Annotated in this window: 7 protein-coding genes; 4 read left to right on the top strand and 3 right to left on the bottom strand. The window is 63.9% G+C overall.

The genetic code is table 11. The annotated features are described in order from the left end of the window. Window positions 1-502 precede the first annotated feature (502 nt). Complete coding sequence (locus FB389_RS07705) at window positions 503-1,747, bottom strand: glutamyl-tRNA reductase (protein ID WP_170207930.1); 1,245 nt, start codon at window positions 1,745-1,747, stop codon at window positions 503-505. Between the two features lie 210 nt (window positions 1,748-1,957). On the opposite strand from FB389_RS07705, the gene FB389_RS07700 reads away from it, so the two are divergent. Together FB389_RS07700 and FB389_RS07695 are read left to right on the top strand one after the other, a co-directional pair. Next, complete coding sequence (locus FB389_RS07700) at window positions 1,958-2,680, top strand: sirohydrochlorin chelatase (RefSeq protein ID WP_142112468.1); 723 nt, start codon at window positions 1,958-1,960, stop codon at window positions 2,678-2,680. Between the two features lie 351 nt (window positions 2,681-3,031). Then, window positions 3,032-4,063, top strand: a complete 1,032-nt coding sequence (locus FB389_RS07695) for a hypothetical protein (RefSeq protein ID WP_142112466.1) — start codon at window positions 3,032-3,034, stop codon at window positions 4,061-4,063. A gap of 65 nt (window positions 4,064-4,128) precedes the next feature. On the opposite strand, the gene FB389_RS07690 is transcribed toward FB389_RS07695, so the two are convergent. Further along, window positions 4,129-7,677 (bottom strand): TM0106 family RecB-like putative nuclease, encoded by a 3,549-nt coding sequence (locus FB389_RS07690; protein WP_142112464.1) that lies wholly within the window; start codon window positions 7,675-7,677, stop codon window positions 4,129-4,131. A 64-nt stretch (window positions 7,678-7,741) separates the two neighbouring features. Continuing rightward, window positions 7,742-9,424 carry a DUF885 domain-containing protein gene (locus FB389_RS07685; protein WP_142112462.1) on the bottom strand — a complete coding sequence of 561 codons (1,683 nt, stop codon included), beginning with the start codon at window positions 9,422-9,424 and terminating at the stop codon, window positions 7,742-7,744. A 332-nt stretch (window positions 9,425-9,756) separates the two neighbouring features. Between FB389_RS07685 and FB389_RS10595 the strand changes: the two genes are divergently transcribed. Beyond that, window positions 9,757-13,791 carry an OmpL47-type beta-barrel domain-containing protein gene (locus FB389_RS10595; RefSeq protein WP_142112460.1) on the top strand — a complete coding sequence of 1,345 codons (4,035 nt, stop codon included), beginning with the start codon at window positions 9,757-9,759 and terminating at the stop codon, window positions 13,789-13,791. A 271-nt stretch (window positions 13,792-14,062) separates the two neighbouring features. Next, on the top strand, window positions 14,063-17,176 hold the full coding sequence (locus FB389_RS07675) for an OmpL47-type beta-barrel domain-containing protein (protein ID WP_142112458.1): 3,114 nt from the start codon (window positions 14,063-14,065) through the stop codon (window positions 17,174-17,176). Window positions 17,177-17,225: the final 49 nt, after the last annotated feature.

Here is a 17,225-nt window from a genome sequence, read left to right as displayed (position 1 = left end):
TTGGCGCACTCGACCAGCGAAGCACACCCCACTCGACGCCCCCCGGGCACCCCCACACGCCTACTGGTCTCGATACGCGCCCTTGGCACACTCGACCAGCGAAGCACACCGCACTCGGCGTCCCCGGCCACCCCCACACGCGCCGACCGCGCCCCTTTCAGTCAAAGCCCCTCCGTCGGTCGAGTGGCCCTCGCAGCGGGCATATCGAGACCACCCCCACACGCCTACTGGTCTCGATACGCGCCCTTGGCGCACTCGACCAGCGAAGCACACCCCACTCGACGCCCCCCGGGCACCCCCACACGCGCCGACCGCGCCCCTTTCAGTCAGGGCCGGCCAAGAACCGCTACCTTCGCGGGTCGAGCCGCCCGCGCAGCGGGCATATCGAGACCACCCCCACACGCCTACTGGTCTCGATACGCGCCCTTGGCACACTCGACCAGCGAAGCACACCGCACTCGGCGTCCCCGCGCACCCCCACAAGCACCGACCGCGCACCCAATTAACGGGCGACCCGCCCGGCGGCGTGCGCGTGCCGCACGCGCTGCAGCCGTCGGTGGAGTTCCCGGCGCATCTCGGCGCGGACCGCCCTCGCCTGCCGCTCCCCTGCGGTCGCGCGGCACGCGGCGTCAATTTCACGGGAGGCTTGATCCACGATTGCGCGGACCTCGTCGCTAATTGACTGTTCACTCATCCAGGCCTGCCACCGCTCAACCCCGCGGGCAACTACGGCGTGCGCGCGCGCCACCGGCTCGGTGCTGATCTGCGGTGCTGCTGCCTTGATCGCGGCCAGATCGACGAAGGTCACTCCCGGCAAATACCGCACGTCGGGGTCGATATCGCGCGCCAAGGCCAGGTCCAGCAACGCCACCGGATGCTCCCCTCCAGCAAACACGGGCGCCAGGGTCCTGGCATCGAGCACGTTGCCGCGCCCGGAACTCGCAATCACCACGTCGGCGTGCCGCAGGGCCCGCTGCACATCGTCGGCCGGGGCCGCACCCCGCGGCAGCGCAAAATCCCTGGCCCGCCCCGACGGCGAATAGACCTGCACGTTTGTGCATCCGCGGGCCCGCAGGGCGCTCAGGCACGCCCCGGCGAACTTGCCGGTTCCCACTAGTAGCACCCGCGCGGCGCCCCAGTTTTCCAGCGCGCCGCCCACCATGTCCAGGCCCGTCGCAACGATGGAACGGCCGTGGGATGCCAGCGAGGTTGCGGCCTCGACCTCCCGCGAAACGCGTATCGCGGTCTGGAACAACCTCCCCAGGACGTGCCCGGCGCTGCCCTCCGCGCGCGCTTCGCTCAAGGCGCAGGCCACCTGGCCGACTATTTCGCGTTCCCCGACGATCATTGATTCCAGGCCGGCGGCGACGGCGAACAGGTGCCGGGCCGCATCCTGCCCGTGGCGGGCGACCAGCAGCGACAAGACACTGTCGAAACTCAGCCCCGTGGCGTTCGCGATCGCTTCGATCAGTTCGCGCGTTGCATCCTTAGCGGCGCCGGCATCGACAACCGCGTACACCTCGAACCGGTTGCACGTCGCCAGCGTTACAACCTCGCGCACCGCTGGCGCGCCATTGCCGAATCCCGCGCCATTGCCGAAGCCGAAGCCGGATCCACCACCGGAGCCAAGGCCCAAACCCGGCCCGTCGGCGCCGAGCGCGCGCACATTGGATGCCGCTGCGCTCAACCGTTCTATCGTCGCGAGGGCAACGTCGCAGTGCGAGGCGCTCAGGGCAAGGAGGATCATGGTGCGGCCATCGTACTGAGAGGCACCGGCCGGCGGCACCTGCGCCCACCTGGTGAACACGCGCGACCAATCGGGCTGGCGATTCCATCTCAGATGGGTAAGGTTTTGGCGGGCACGCGACCGTGGGTGAAAGAATCGATTTCGGCAAGCGTAGCCGCGCACTCTGCCCGCAGGAACTCGTGCCGGGCCCCGACCGATTGAGGTGCTTATATGACCGTCCTGATCGCGTGTTCGCATGGAACGAGCGACCCCGCAGGGCAGGCGGCCATACGATCGCTGGTGGATCAGGTGCGCGAGCTTCTGCCCTCCGTGCGCGTCGAAGAGGCCTTCGTCGATGTTCAGCAGCCGGACCTCGAGCGCGTCCTTGCAGAGGTGTGCGGGGAGCCGGCGGCTGGCGATTGCGCACAAGATTTAAGGACGAGGGCCGTCGTCGTCCCCCTGCTTCTGTCCACCGGCTATCACACCAAGGTGGATATAGCCCGAGCGGTCGGTGCCCACGCGGGCGTTGCGCAGGGGGAGCCGCTGGGCGCTCACCCACTCGTTGCCCGACTGGTCACAGACCGGCTTATCGCTGCCGTGCCGGGTGGGTTTGAACCCACGGACCGGGTGGTGCTCGCGGCTGCCGGTTCCAGCAACCCCGCCGCCGTCCGGGACGTGGCGGCGGTCGCCGCGGGAGTCGGCCAGGCCATCCCGGTGCCGGTGACGGTCGGCTACGCGTCGGCCAGTGAACCCCGCATCGCCGATGCCGTGGCCGCGGCCCGGGCTGACGGGGCCTCGCGCGTGATCGTCGCGCGGTACGTGCTCGCCCCCGGGTTCTTCGCCGAACTGGTCGCCGCGAGCGGCGGCGATATTGTCTCGGCTCCGCTGGCGCCCGATCCCACGCTTGCCCGGGTCGTTGCGGATCACTATGCCGCGGCGTTAGCGGCACCCTAATTCCCGCAAGCCCGATCCCCGCGCAACGCGGAATACCGCCACACACACGCCCCGCCGCCCCGACACCGCAACACCCACACGCCCCGGCACCGCCACACACACGCCCAGCCGCCCCGACACCGCAACACCCACACGCCCCGGCGCGGTATCCGCCGCCGGCGCAGCATCGCGCAAGGGATGAAAGTCCCTACAGCTTGACCCAAAGGTGAGTAATGTGAAAACCAAGAACACTCGCCACGCGGCATCCCCAGCGGCCTCGGCGTGAACGCCGGATTCGCCCCGTCGAACGCCACGCGACCTGTGCACCACAATGCGGCATTGCGGCCGCGTGATTGCGAAGAGGTGAGTTCTGTGGAACCCGTTGGAGTCATTGTCCGCGGTCTTGGGAACGTCGGGCGCGACGCAATTCGAATGATCGCCACGAAGTCGAGCATCAAACTCGTTGGCGCGATAGATATCAACCCGGACATGGTCGGGAAGGATGCGGGAACCGTGTGCGGACTCGATCCGCTCGGCGTCACCGTCTCCGACGATGTGGATGCCGTCTTGGCAGGATCGGGAGAGGTGGTGCTCGACTACAGCCCGACGCGGCGAGACGAAAGCGGCCGGTTCAGCCCTAGCGTCGACGAGATCTGCCGGGAACTTGCCGCGGGCAAGAATGTCATAACGACCATTCCTTTGTACTACATGAGGGTTACCGCACCCGATCTTTACAAGAAATTGGATGATACCGCGCGCGCCGCGGGCGTCACCTTCCTTCCCTCCGGGCTGCTTCCGGGGGCGTACGCGAGCTACATTCCGATGGTTCTGGCCGGAATCATGGGCCGGGTCGATACCGTGCTGGTCGAATCGGGCGAGGACGACCAGTTCAACACGTCCAGTTGGGTCAAAGTCTTTGGCTACGGGACCGATCCGGCCACGTTCCCCTCCGACAGGTTGAAGGCCGGAATCGTGTCGTACTACGTCGGCGCCGTTTACGAAATGGGCGAGCGCCTCGGCATCCCGTTCGACACCGTACGCTCAACCCACCAGGTCTTTGCCGCGCCCGAGGATCTTCAGGTTGCCTGGGGCACCGTCGAAAAGGGCACGATTTACGGGCACGTCTTTGAGATGATCGGGGAAGTTGACGGCAAACCCCGTGTCACCTTGCGCTATGTACACCGCGTTTGCGCCGACAAGGTCGAGGAGCCCCGCATCCGCGAGGCGGTTGACATCGATGGTGAACCGGGCCTGCTGCACACGGAGATCCACGGAATGATGCCGGCAGACAACGGGTATGTCACCAGCGCCGCCCCGACCGTCAACGTGATCCCGCAGGTCGTGGCCGCCCCAGCCGGGTACCAATTGGCTATGGATCTACCCGTCGTCGTTCCGATCCTGTGATGCGTGTCTTCGCGTGGCGGCCCGGCGGAATGACGGGGCGCTGAGTTCCGTCAGACCGCATCGCGCTACCCATCGACCACGCGCAAGAATGCACTCAGTTCAGCCACCCCCTCGGCGGAAGTGGGCAGGTAGTTCACCAGTTCCGGGGAGTAGACGATGTAGCTGGCCCACTGCGCGCGCGAAATTGCCACGTTCAGCCGGTTCCTCGACAGCAGGAACCCCATCCCGCGCGGCACCTCGCTCGGCTCCGACGCGGCCATCGACAGGATCGAGATCACGGCCTGCCTGCCCTGGAACTTATCGACGGTCCCAACGGGAACCTCGTCAAGTCCCGCCCCATGCAGGGCAAGCTGCAACTGGGCCACCTGCGCGTTGAACGGAGTGACAACGATGAAATCGCCCGCCGCTAGCGGCCGCGTCGAACCCGCCGCATCCGTTGCGTGCTTGGCCCGCGGATCGCGCCAGGGTTTGCCCAGCAATTCCGCGATGATTGCGGCGACGCGCGCGGCTTCCTCTGGCGAACTCGTTGCCCGTCCCGTATGGCTCACCGGCACCGGGTGGACGCCCGCCGCGCAATCGATGCCGTCCCGGGTCCGCCGCACGGCCTTCGCGAGGACCCCTGGGGCCCGAAGGGACCTGGCATCCGCGGCGGCCGCCGACACCAGTTCGCCGCCGTAGGAAAGGTCCGAGACGACTGAGGACAGTTCGCTGTGCATGCGCCACGTGGCCGGCAGAAAGTACCCGAACTGGCTCGGCAGCACATCGTGGCCCGCAGACAGGTACCCCAGCGCGGATTCGTTGACGGGTTCCGGGTGCAGCCCCTGCGATACCTGCGGCAACTGCTGGGGGTCCCCCAAGAGCAGCAGGTTCCGGGCGCTTCCTGCCACTGCCGCCGTCGCGGCGAGCGAAAACTGTCCCGCCTCATCTATCACCAGCAGGTCTAGTTGCCCGGCCGGGATGCGGGATGCGTTCGAGAAATCCCAGGCTGTTCCGCCCACGACGATTCCCCGACGTTGCACAAAATCGAGGATCCGATCGTTGCGCAGGGTCGTCCACGCCCTGGTTTCGCCCGCCGCGGCTCCCAACGCGGCCTTCTTGCCGACGTTGTCCCGGTCGACGCCCGCTTCGACCACGGCGGCCAGAACATTCTCCACGGCCGCGTGCGACTGGGCTACGACCCCAATTCTCCACTTCCGGCGCCCCACGAGGTCGGCAATCACGCGCGCCCCGGTGTAGGTCTTTCCGGTTCCGGGCGGCCCTTGGACGGCCACATACGAATGATCGAGGTCGGCGACGCTTGCGCTGATCGCGGCGGCGAGATCGCTCCCCGATGTGGGTCGGACCAGCGTCCCGCAATGCGTGCGCGACGGTGCACGCAGCATGATGTCAACCACCGGATCGCGCGGAACACCGGGATGCGCGCGGTCCACCCGCTCCGCCCAGCGGCTGATCGCGCCCGGAATCGACCCCGGCCGGATCGGCGGCCCCGGCGTGAGCGCGACGGGGAGATCGGAGTATTCCTCTCCGAGATCGGCCTTTTCTTCCACCTGGACCCAGCCGCGGGGCACATCGATCGCGGTTACGAGGGCACGTGAATGTGCCGGTCGCATATCTGGGCGCTCGCTACCACCTTGCGCACGGCTCCCGAACTCGTACATCAAGAAAACCTGGCTGCCCTCGCGCAGCGTCGTTCCGTCGCCGAACTCACCACGCAGTTCGATCAGGCGCGAAGCCAAGCGCTTGTTACCCGCCGGGGGCTCCCACGGCCCGGCATCGCCGCCGGTCGCATCGCACACAAGCACGTCGCGAGTGTGCGCCCAGTCCGATAACGGCGCGCGGCGCCGCTCGAAGTGCGCCCGCCAGAAGGTCTTTGTTTCGCGTCGGTGGTAATCGACCGCGGCACCGGCCAACCCCCACAGCGTTTGCCGCGCGCTGCGGTGGGGGTTCAGCGGGTCGCCCGCCTTCTCCCTAAGGCTTGCGGCGAGCGCAGACTCGGCGGGTCGAAGCGCCTCTTGCTCCTCCGCGCTGACCGTGTCCGACCCGTCGCCCGGGCGCACGCCCGCCTGCTCCCCGCGCCGCACCAGCCATTCGTGGAGCCTGCGCGTCGAATCGCAGTCAACCTCGTTGTAGTAGGCGATTGATTCCAGGATCGCCCGCGCTTCCTCGTGGTCCCCACGGTCGCGCGCATCGCAGTAGTCCCAGTAGGCCTCAACCGACCCCGTTGCCGTCTTCACATCGTTGTCGCGCATGTGGGCAGGCAGGTACAGCGCCTCGATCGCTTTCAGCGAGTATGAACCTGCGCCTATTCGCACGAACCTGCGCACAACGGGGTACAGGTCGACCAGCACGCCATCGCGCAGCAGTGCGTCCACGCGATCCTCCCCCACGCCGTGCCGGGCCGCGATCGACAGCAGGTGAGTTTGCTCATAAGCGGCGTAGTGGTAGATGTGCATGTCGGGGTATGCGGCGCGCCTTCGTTCGACCAGGTCGAGGAAAGCAACGAGCGCCGACTTCTCTTGTTCCAGGGAATGCGCCCACAATGCAGTGAAAGCCCCGCGCCGATTGACGACGCCGAACAGGTAGTCCAGCCCCCACGCCGTTTGCCCGCGCGTGGTCGCCGGTTCCGAGTACATGGGGTCGCCCTCGAAGTCGAAGAAAAGATCCCCCACGTTCGGCCGCGGCAGCGCCGCGATGGCCCGCGGATCGACGACCTGCACCGGCGGCTCGTGCCCGCCGGTGTCTGCGCCCGCGCGCGCAGCAAGTTGAAGTTTGGCTTGCTGGCGCATCGCTTCCAGCGTGCCGCTGCCGATTCCAGGCACGTCGGCGCGCCGCCCGGCCAAATCCGCAACGGTGCGCACGCCCGCATCGAGCAGCCGCGCCCGCTGCGCCGCGCGCATGCCCGCCACCTGCAACACGTCATCGTGAAGTTCGACTTCCGGAGAGCACCACTCGCAGGTGCCGCACGCATGCAACCCGCGCGCTCCCCACACGACTGCCTTGCTGTCCCCCACCCGCGCATCGACTATCGATCGCAGGCGCTCTACCCGCGCTCGATACGTTGGCTCGATGTCGCGCAGGGCGTGCACGGATTCGCTGCCGTCGCCGAGGATGAGACGTGTGGTTGGTGCCGGCGTAATCCCGATGCTACGCATTTGCTCCGCGTAGGAAGCAAGTTGCATCAACGCCGTTACCTTCGCCGTACGGGCCAGCTTCGTGTCCTGCACCTCATATGCGCCGTCATCGGTGCGCACCAGGAAATCCGCGAATCCGACCATGCCCGCGTGCATGAACGCGGCCTGAAACACGACGTCGGCTCCCGACCTCAACGCGGTCACCGTTGCTTGCCGCGCAACTTCCATCTGCCCGGGATCGCGCAGGTCGGGCCGGGCAATCTCAACGACCCGCAACCCGCGATCGCGGTATCGCTGCAGCACTGCTGCCTCGTGGCGGTCACCCAGATGTGCCGCCCTCGCGGCCATCGGGTCCTCGACGCGCGGCGGCCGTTGCACCCGCCCCAGCAGGGCGTCGAGTTTCCGCGCGAATGCGAATTCGCAGTGCGCCGCGACCGTCAGGTCGGACGGGCTAGTGACGACTTGCCCTTGTGAGAAGTACATGCCGCGACCCTACCGCCGACCACCGACACGGCCGTCCCATCCACAGGCAGATCGCAGATGCGCGCTACCCAAGCAGCGCCATGCGAAGCGTGTCCAAACCAACCGAGCCGACGTTGAGCGCCCGCGTGTGGAAGCTCTTGAGATCGAACGAGGCCCCCTCGCGGGCGCGGGCCTCGTCCCTAATTTGTTCCCAAACCCGCTGCCCCACCTTGTAGGACGGCGCTTGTCCGGGCCAGCCGAAGTACCTGTTGACCTCGAACTTGATGAATTCGTCGTTCATGTGAACGTGCTTGCGGAAGAAGTCGAGCGCCCACTCGAACGTCCACGCGCCGGTGCCGTCGAGGTTCGGTTTGCCGGTGTGCACGCCGATGTCAAGGACCACGCGCGCCGCGCGCATCCGCTGCCCGTCTAGCATCCCGAGTAGGTCGGCGTCGTCACTGAGGTATCCCAGATCCTGCATCAGCCTTTCGGCGTACAGCGCCCAGCCCTCCGCGTGCCCCGATGTACCCGCCAGCAGGCGGCGCCAGGCGTTGAGCTCCGCGCGGTTGTAGACGGCCTGCCCGATCTGCAGGTGGTGTCCGGGTACCCCCTCATGGAAGACGGTGGTCAGCTCGCGCCACGTCGCAAAGTCCTCCACGCCCGGCGGCACGGACCACCACATCCGCCCGGGCCGCGAGAAGTCATCGGACGGACCGGTGTAGTAGATCCCGCCGTCGTCGGTCGAGGCGATCATGCATTCGATCTTCTGCACGGGCCCGGGAATGTCGAAGTGCGTCCCGCGCAGATCCGCGACTGCTTTATCGGCCGTTTCTTGCATCCATGCCTGCAGTGCGTCCTTGCCGTGGAGCTTACGCCGCGGGTCCGCATCCAGAAATTCGATGACATTCTCGAGGCTGCGCGACGGGTCGATGCGCCGGGCCACGGCTTCCTGTTCGGCGACCATGCGGGCAAGTTCCTCGATCCCCCACTCGTAGGTCTCATCGAGATCGATGCGTGTTCCGAGGAACTTTCGCGATGCGATCGAATACAGCTCACGCCCTATCGCGTCGTCCGCGGTCGCGTTGGGCGCCAAATCCGTTCGCAAGAATTCGGTGAATTCCTCATAGGCGCGCGCCGCCCTTGCCGCGTTTTGCTGCAGATCCGCGCGCAGCGATTCGGGGATGTGCGCAGGCGCCGTCTTCTCCTCGCCCACCATCGCCGCGAACAACCCGTTCGGGCCTCCATAGGTCTGGACCAGATCCGCGACCGCGTTGACCTGGCGTATCGCGGGCGTCACGCCGCGCGCGATACCGATCCGCAGCGTTTCGATGTAGCTGCGAATGGACGGCCCAACATTCGACAGCCTTCGCGAGATCACGGCCCAGTCATCTTCGGTTGCGGTTGGCATCAGGTCGTAGACCATCCGGATATCCTGCGCGGGCGACGCCAACACGTTGAGGTCGCGCAGGTGGAAGCCGGCCTCGTACGACTCGATCTCTAGCCCAATTTGCTCCGCCAGATCGAATTTCGTGATCCGATCGACGTCATCGCGCGGCCGAGCGTCGTGGAGCTCAAGCAGTGTTGCCTTCGCCGCATCGAGGTAGCGCTGCGTGCCCTCGGGCCCGAAGTCAGCGTGCTGGTCGGGCAGCGGGTCAATGCCCGTGTAGGTGCCGGTCTCTGGGAAAAGCGTCACCACCGTGTCGAGCCACTTTTCGGCGATGAGATCGATGGCCGATTGCTCGCGCCCTGCCGCGTCATTGTCTGTCATGTCACCAGGGTAGTACTGCCCTGTGACAAAGGTCTTTGCTACCGACGAGCGCCCCGCCCCCGCACGCGCGCGCACTGCATCTAAAGGATAGACGCATTCACTCACGATTGCTCTCACATCTTTTGCAACTTCGAGTATCGTGAGGCAATTATAGATATACCTGCCATCGTTGTCAGCGCATAGTCGCGCCGCACCGATGGTGAAACCCGGCGGGCAATGGCCGCCCGCATCGCCGCCGTTCGATGTTGAATCGGCAGACAAAAGGAGCAAGTCGCGTGAGCGCATTCGGAAGCACTCGGGCCCCGGGACGTGGGGCACCACCCAACAGAAGTTTGCACAAGCGCCGCCTCATCGCGGCCCTGACGACCGCGGCGCTCACGGCGACCGCGCTCACCGCCGCCGTTCCGGCCCACGCCGCAGCCTCAGGCGCCGACCCCATGGCCGCGAATCCGTTCGGCGGCAATGTCACGATCTTCGACAGTTCGTGGTCGAATCAGAACATCAACACGGCCCTGCGAAACGCCGCGAGCGCGGGCACGCACTGGTCAACCGACCGCAAGGCGTTCTTCTTCAAGCCCGGTACCTACGGGAACTCGTCATACAACGGCGCCACCGACGACCCGACGAAAATTGTGAACTCCGAAGTGGGCTACTACACCCAGATCTCAGGTTTGGGAAAGAATCCCGGCGATGTGACCATCAACGGCGCGCTCCACGTCGAGGGCGAGCAGTACAACGCCGGGACCACGTATTCGGGGCTCACGGCTGCGGAAGTTCAAAAATGCAGCGAGCAACCGTGGGGCGCAGGCAATGACTCGAACTACATCGAGACGCTGACGCCCGAAGAGTACGCGTCCCTATCGAAGTGCCTCTCGCCGGGTGGGCTCAACAATTTCTGGCGCTCGCTTTCTAACATGACGATCAATCCCAAGCAGTTCGCGTATGGCGACGACGCTGCCCGCGGAACTACGGCGGCGGGCAACGCCGATGCGGGCCAGATGCGGTGGGCCGTGTCGCAGGCGGCCCCCATGCGTCGCGTCCAGATCAACGGTGACCTGAGTGTGTACCCGCACTGGGGCCAGTATTCTTCGGGCGGCTTCATTGCCGACAGCAAGATTCAGGGTTCTATCCAAACAGGTTCCCAGCAGCAGTTCCTCTTCCGCAACAGCGCGGTCAATACGCAGAACGACACATCGAAGCAATTCGATGACAAGGGCGTGTGGAACATGGTGTTCTCGGGCGTGACGGGCGGTCCGTCCGCGACGGACTTCCCGACCAGCACCAGTAACGACACAACCGACGTAAGCACCCTGCACAAGTGGACGGTCGTTGATAAGACCTCCGTTTCGCGCGAGGCGCCGTACGTCGTGTGGGACAGCTCCAGCGGCTACTCCGTTGTCGTGCCCGATGCGCAAAAGAACACGTCTGGAACTACCTGGTCGGCATCCGCGAACGGTTCATCGCAGACAATCTCACTCAGTAAGTTCCTTGTTGCCAACAAGGACACGTCGATTGACGACATTAACGCGTGGCTGGAGACGCCCGGCAACCACTTGATCTTGAGCCCCGATGTCTACAAACTCTCACACTCAATCGTGATCAAGAACGCCAACACTGTCGTTCTGGGGCTCGGCCTTGCGACGCTAACCCCGGTGGGGAATGCTGACGCGGTTATCAAGGTCGCGGACGTTGAGGGCGTCAAGATCGCGGGCATCCTGGTTGATGCTGGCGAACGCCTTACCAATTCGCTGATCAAGGTGGGACCCGTCCGTGAGGGCGACACCGCCGACAACTCCAACCCCGACAACCCGACCACGCTGTCGGACGTTTTCGTCCGCGTGGGTGGCATGAACAAGGGGCGCACGGACACCGCTATCGAGATCAACAGCGACAACGTTTTGCTCGATGACATCTGGACTTGGCGCGCCGACCATGGCACCGGCGATTCGACGAGCGGCACCGGACTTTACGGCTGGTCCGACAACTACGCGCCAACTGGCGTTCGAGTCAACGGCGACAGCGTCCACGCGACCGGACTGTTCGCAGAGCACTTCTACAAGAACCAGGTCGAATGGAACGGCAACAACGGCGACGTTGTGTTCTTCCAATCCGAACTCCCCTACGAAGTTCCAAACCAATCGAAGTACAAGGACGAGGGCCGCGACGGCTACGCTTCGTATCGGGTCGCACCCGACGTCACGGACCACCGCCTCCGGGGCGCCGGCGTGTATTCATACTTCCGGGACGCGCAAGACAATCCCAGCGCCTCGACAGGTATCTCCGTCCCGCGCGCCGAGAATGTGACCGTCACGTCGGCCGTGACAAGGTTCTTGAACGGCTACGGGTCCATCGATCACGTGGTGAACCGGATCGGCCGCAAGGCCGCCAACGTCGATCTCACCGCGAACGGCAAGGTCAACGACAACGATCGCACATCGTGGCTAGCCAACTTCGATTGGAACTCCGATTCCGATTCCATCGCACCTGTGATCTTGACCGACGCGGATCCCGCCTCGCCCGACGATGGCGATACGTACACCACACCGGTGAACCTGTGGGTCAGCGCAACGGACAATGAGACTCCGAATGACCAGATCCTGCTCGAATACCAAATCGACGACAGGAACTGGAAGCGCGTCGGCATCAATGCAGACACCGGCAAGGGGCTACTGAACCCGCCCAGCGGCGAACACACCGTCAAACTGCGCGCCACCGATGAGGCCGGCAACGTCTCGAGAACTTCCCGCACATTCAAGATCAACGCGGACGGCAACCCCGGTGACCTGACCGATCCTGAGTCGGGCACCGACCCGGACATCGGAGGCCCCGTCTACCCCGTCGACCCGGACCCAACCGACCCAGACCCCGCCGACACGACCAAGCCGACGGTGCAGATCACTTCGGATCCGCAGGCTGCGACTGATGGTGTCTTCCGGCAGCAGGTCACGCTGACAATTACTGCTAAGGATAACGTCACGACCAACGCTGGCTACCCGAAGGTCACCTACAAAATCAACGGCGGCGCCACTACCGACTACTCGGCGCCGTTCAAGCTGACAGATGACGGCACCTACACGGTGCTAGCGCGGGCTACCGACAAGCAGGGGAACTGGCGTGAAGCGACGTGGACCGGAAAGATCGACACGTCGCTACCGGACGCGGAGGCACCGAAGGTGACCATTTCGTCGGACCCGTCTTCACCTAGTGCGAATGGCAAATACGAGACTTCGGTCAAGCTCACTGTCACCGCAAGCGACGACAAGGATCCTTCGCCTTCGATTGAAGTTATGCGCGATGGTGGCGAATGGGAGGCATACACCGGTCCAGTAACGTTCACGTCCGAGGGTGAGCATTCGCTCCAGGCCCGCGCCACGGACAGCGCCGGCAAGGTGAGCGATGTCAAAACGTGGACCGGAACAATAAGGTTCCCCGACGCGACCAGCCCTAGCGCCACCATCACACCCGACCGCGCACCGGATGCCAACGGCAAGTACACCAACGCCGTCACCCTCACGGTCGCGGGAAGCGACGACAGCGGTGCGGTTGCAAAACTGGAGTACGACCTGGGCAACGGCTGGGTGGAGTACTCGACGCCCATCACGCTCACCAACAACGGCACGTACACCGTCAAGGCGCGCGCCACCGATGCCGCCGGAAACGTATCCGAGGTTGCGCAGTGGACCGGAACCATTGCCAAGCCGGCGAGCGATCCCTGGAACCTGGGCAGCAACCCACCCGGTACCATCACTGTCGGCAAGACGCTCACGGCGACGATTCACACCAAACCGGCGGCCCCGAAGAAGGGGTACACCTGGTTCAAGAAGAACGTAACCGTGAAGGTTACCGGAACCGCTCCCGCTGGCACCCGTGCCGTCGCGCAGATCAAGGTGGGGAACGGCCCGTGGTACACCTATGCGGGCCCCGTGCTGGTCTCCGCGAACGGCAAGACACAGATCCAAGCTCGGACAGTCACGATGACCAAGTCATCACCTGTCGTTAGCAAGTCGGTCAAGGTGGACAAGGTCAAGCCGAAGAAGATCAAGGTCAAGATCAAGATCAAGAAGAAGAAGCGGGTTGCCTACATCCGTCTCACCGCGACGGATAAGCACTCGAAGGTCTTGAAGTTCCGCTACAAGTTGCCCGGCAAGAAGTGGAAGACCATCACGGCAAAGAAGGCCAAAAAGAAGGGCATTGTGCTCAAGGCCAAGAAGAAGAAGATTGCCAAAATTGTCCGCAAGCTCGTCAAGAAGAAGGCGAAACTGCGGGTGTATGCCATCGACAAGGCAGGAAACGCTTCGAAGAAGGGAAAGAAGTCGAAGGTGAAAATCGCGAAGAAGCTCAAGAAGCGCCTCGCGAAGGTCGTCTGAGACCTTGCCGAAATGGTCATTGGCCAACGGGTGGGCCCCGCAACCGATTGGTTGCGGGGCCCACCCGTTTCCGCCTCGCGCGCGGACAAACAGCCACAAACCGGGTACGTTCATTTGTTGCACGCACGCTGGGGTCGCCGCGTTTCACGTTTGCTGATAACGTTGTCAACGGTGCATGAGCAGCAGCGTGGCCGCTCATGCCCCAACCAAATCCCACGCCCCACGCTACGCAACGAAGCGAACGTCACATCGGTTTGAAGGAGTCCCGCACGTGAGCGAACACCATCGCAGAACATTACCGACAGCCCCCCGCAGAGGCAGGCTTAAACCATCACTCGCCGGGACGGCCGCGCTTGCGCTCATCGCGTCGGGCATCACCCTCGCCGCGACACCCGCACAGGCCGCTTACACCCTCGCCGATGCAACGAACCCTGACTTCGGTTCGAACGTCACGATCTTTGACGACTCTATGCCCGCACCCTCGATTCAATCGACCCTTCGAGCAGCAGCAAGCTCGATGGCCGGCGACGCGAACCACTGGTCCACAGAAAGAAGAGCGTTCTTTTTTAAGCCAGGGACATATGGCACAGCAGCAACGCCAATACAGTCCGAGGTGGGTTACTACACGACCGTCGCGGGCCTCGGCGCATCGCCCGATTCCGTGACCATCAACGGTTCGCTATCGGTCGAACAGGAACTACATGATACGCAAGATCAGGGCATATGCAGCGCAATTGGCGACCGATACGACAGCGACCTCTGCAAGAGTCCCGGATCGCTCAACAATTTTTGGCGCGGCATGTCGAACCTGGCCATTAACCCCATTCCGAATCAGGACTTCTACGACACCGGCAACGCCGCACAGTCAGCAACAAACTCGGTGCGATGGGCCGTCTCGCAAGCCGCTCCGCTACGGCGCGTGCACATCAAGGGGCAACTCTCTCTCATTGGCCAGTACTACGGCTTTGCTTCAGGCGGCTTCATGGCAAGCTCAAAGGTAGACGGTGAGGTCTACGCCGCCGGTCAGCAGCAGTGGTACACCCGCGATTCCGTAATAGGTTCCTGGAACGGCTCCGTTTGGAACATGGTGTTTTCCGGGGTCACGGGAGCTCCCGCGGACAGTTACCCGGATTCTGCCCAGAACGCGGACACGAAAGACCAGTCAAAGTACGCGAACTACGGCGATACGCCCGTTAGTCGCGACGCGCCTTTCCTCACCTGGGACAGCGCCGATGGTTACCAGGTATTTGTGCCGGACGCGCGCACGAATGCGAGCGGTGTCCAATGGACAGAAACCAGCGCAGGCAAGGGCACCAGCATTTCTTTGAGCGATTTCGTTGTGTTCCAACCCAGCAATTTCACTGCCTCTGCCGCCAACAGCGCGCTCGCCGCGGGAAAGCACATACTATTTACCCCCGGCCAATACTCAGTGACAGAGCCTCTCAAAGTCACAAACGCAGACACGGTAGTGCTAGGCATTGGTTTGGCGACCCTACGCCCCACGAACGGTAACGCTGTGATTGCAGTCGGGGACGTTTCGAATGTCAGCCTTTCGGGATTGATGATCGAACCCACCGAGAAGAAATCGGACGTGCTCATCCAGGTCGGGCCGCGGGGCGCCAAAACCAGCGATCCGAAGACGCCAACCACGCTGTCCGATATCTACATCCGAATTGGTGGCGCACAATACGGAAGCGTCGACACGGCAATTGAGATCAACTCCCCCCATACGCAAATCGATAACATCTGGTCTTGGCGCGCCGATCACGGTTTTGACAGCGGCGTGAAGAGCGGCTACCGGTGGAACGACAACGAGGCAGGCACCGGGCTCCTTGTCAATGCAAACAACGTCACCGCTTTGGGACTCTTTGTCGAGCACTATCAAAAAAACCAAACCATTTGGAACGGGGAAAACGGCCGGACTATCTTTTACCAAAACGAGCTGCCCTACGAGCCGGAGACTCAGGACCAGTGGACAGATCGCGGTCGCGAAGGGTACGCAGCCTATAAGGTCGACCCATCCGTAAAAAGCCATGAGCTTTTCGGTGCTGGCGTCTATTCCTATTTCCGCTGGTCGGACACGGTCTGGGCCCACACCGGGGTCTCCGTACCAAAACGAGAAGGCGTGTCGGTCAAGCGAGTCGTAACGCGTTGGTTGAACGGTTGTGCCTCGACTGACGCAGGCGCCGCAGACCCGAACTGTACTGCTGAAGGAAAGGGCGGCGGGATCCGGCACATCGTCAACGACCAAGGTGGTCAGGCAGATAGCGCCGGAGCAGCCGGAGACGAAGAAAAGACCAAATGGATGCGCCAGTATGATTCGACGGCGGGCGACGTGTCGGCGCCGAATCTAACCGTTCAGGTCGCCACGGGAGGCACGATCGCCACCCAGCTCAAGGCGAAGGTTAGCGACACTGCGGGCGGCAGCGAAGCGAGCAGAATTCACGTCGACTACAAGGTCGGCAACAGCCTGTGGCTCGCTGCCTCAGCGGTCGACGCCGCTACCGGAGTGGCCACTATCACGCCACCGAACGGCACGAATGTTGAGGTCAAGGTCCGGGCAGTTGACGAAGCGGGCAACGTGTCCGCGCTCGCAACCTGGACCGGCAACGTCGACAATGAGGGAGACCCCGGAAAGATCACCGATCCGGACCTCGGCGGCGGCACAGGCGGCAACAACGGCGGCAACAACGGCGGCAACAACGGCGGCAACAACGGCGGCAACAACGGCGGCAACAACGGCGGCAACAACGGCGGCAACAACGGCGGCACTGATCTGCCATCCGATTCGGGCACTGATCCGAGCAACCCCAACCAGGGCACAAACCCTTCGGGCACGCTCACGATCGGCACCAAGCTCTCCGCGACCGTGCGCATCACCCCCACCAAGCCCAACGGCAAGCGTGGCTGGTACAAGAAGGCAGTGACGGTTGCGGCCCGGGGAACGATCCTGTCCTCGGCGCCGGGATTCCTGCAGATCAAGGTGGGCTCGGCAGCGTGGCGGACCTACACCGGCCCCGTAAAGGTCAAGACCAACGGCAAGGCCGTCAAGGTCCAGGCGCGGGTGGTCTCCGGTTCGAAGACGTCCCCGATTGACTCCGTAACGGCGAAGATCGACACGAAGAAGCCCGCCAAGATCAAGGCCAAGGCACTCAAAAAGCGGTCCAAGGGGGCCAGGTTGCTGAAGCTCACCGCGAAGGACGCAACGTCGAAGGTCGTGAAGATCCAGTACAAGGTGAACGGCAAGGGCAAGTGGAAGACCTACAAGTCCAGCAAGAAGATCCGGATCACGGCGAACCTGAAGAAGGTCAAGGTCAGGGCCTACGACAAGGCCGGTAACCGGTCGAAGGCGAAGGTCAAGAAGATCAAGGCCTCTTGGCGATAGCCGACAACGAGGGGAGGGGCGGGGCGACCACTACGCAGTGGTCGCCCCG

This window comes from Rarobacter incanus (genome assembly GCF_006715765.1).
GTDB classification, from domain to species: Bacteria; Actinomycetota; Actinomycetes; order Actinomycetales; family Cellulomonadaceae; genus Rarobacter; species Rarobacter incanus.
This window is presented reverse-complemented; position numbering and strand designations above follow the sequence as displayed.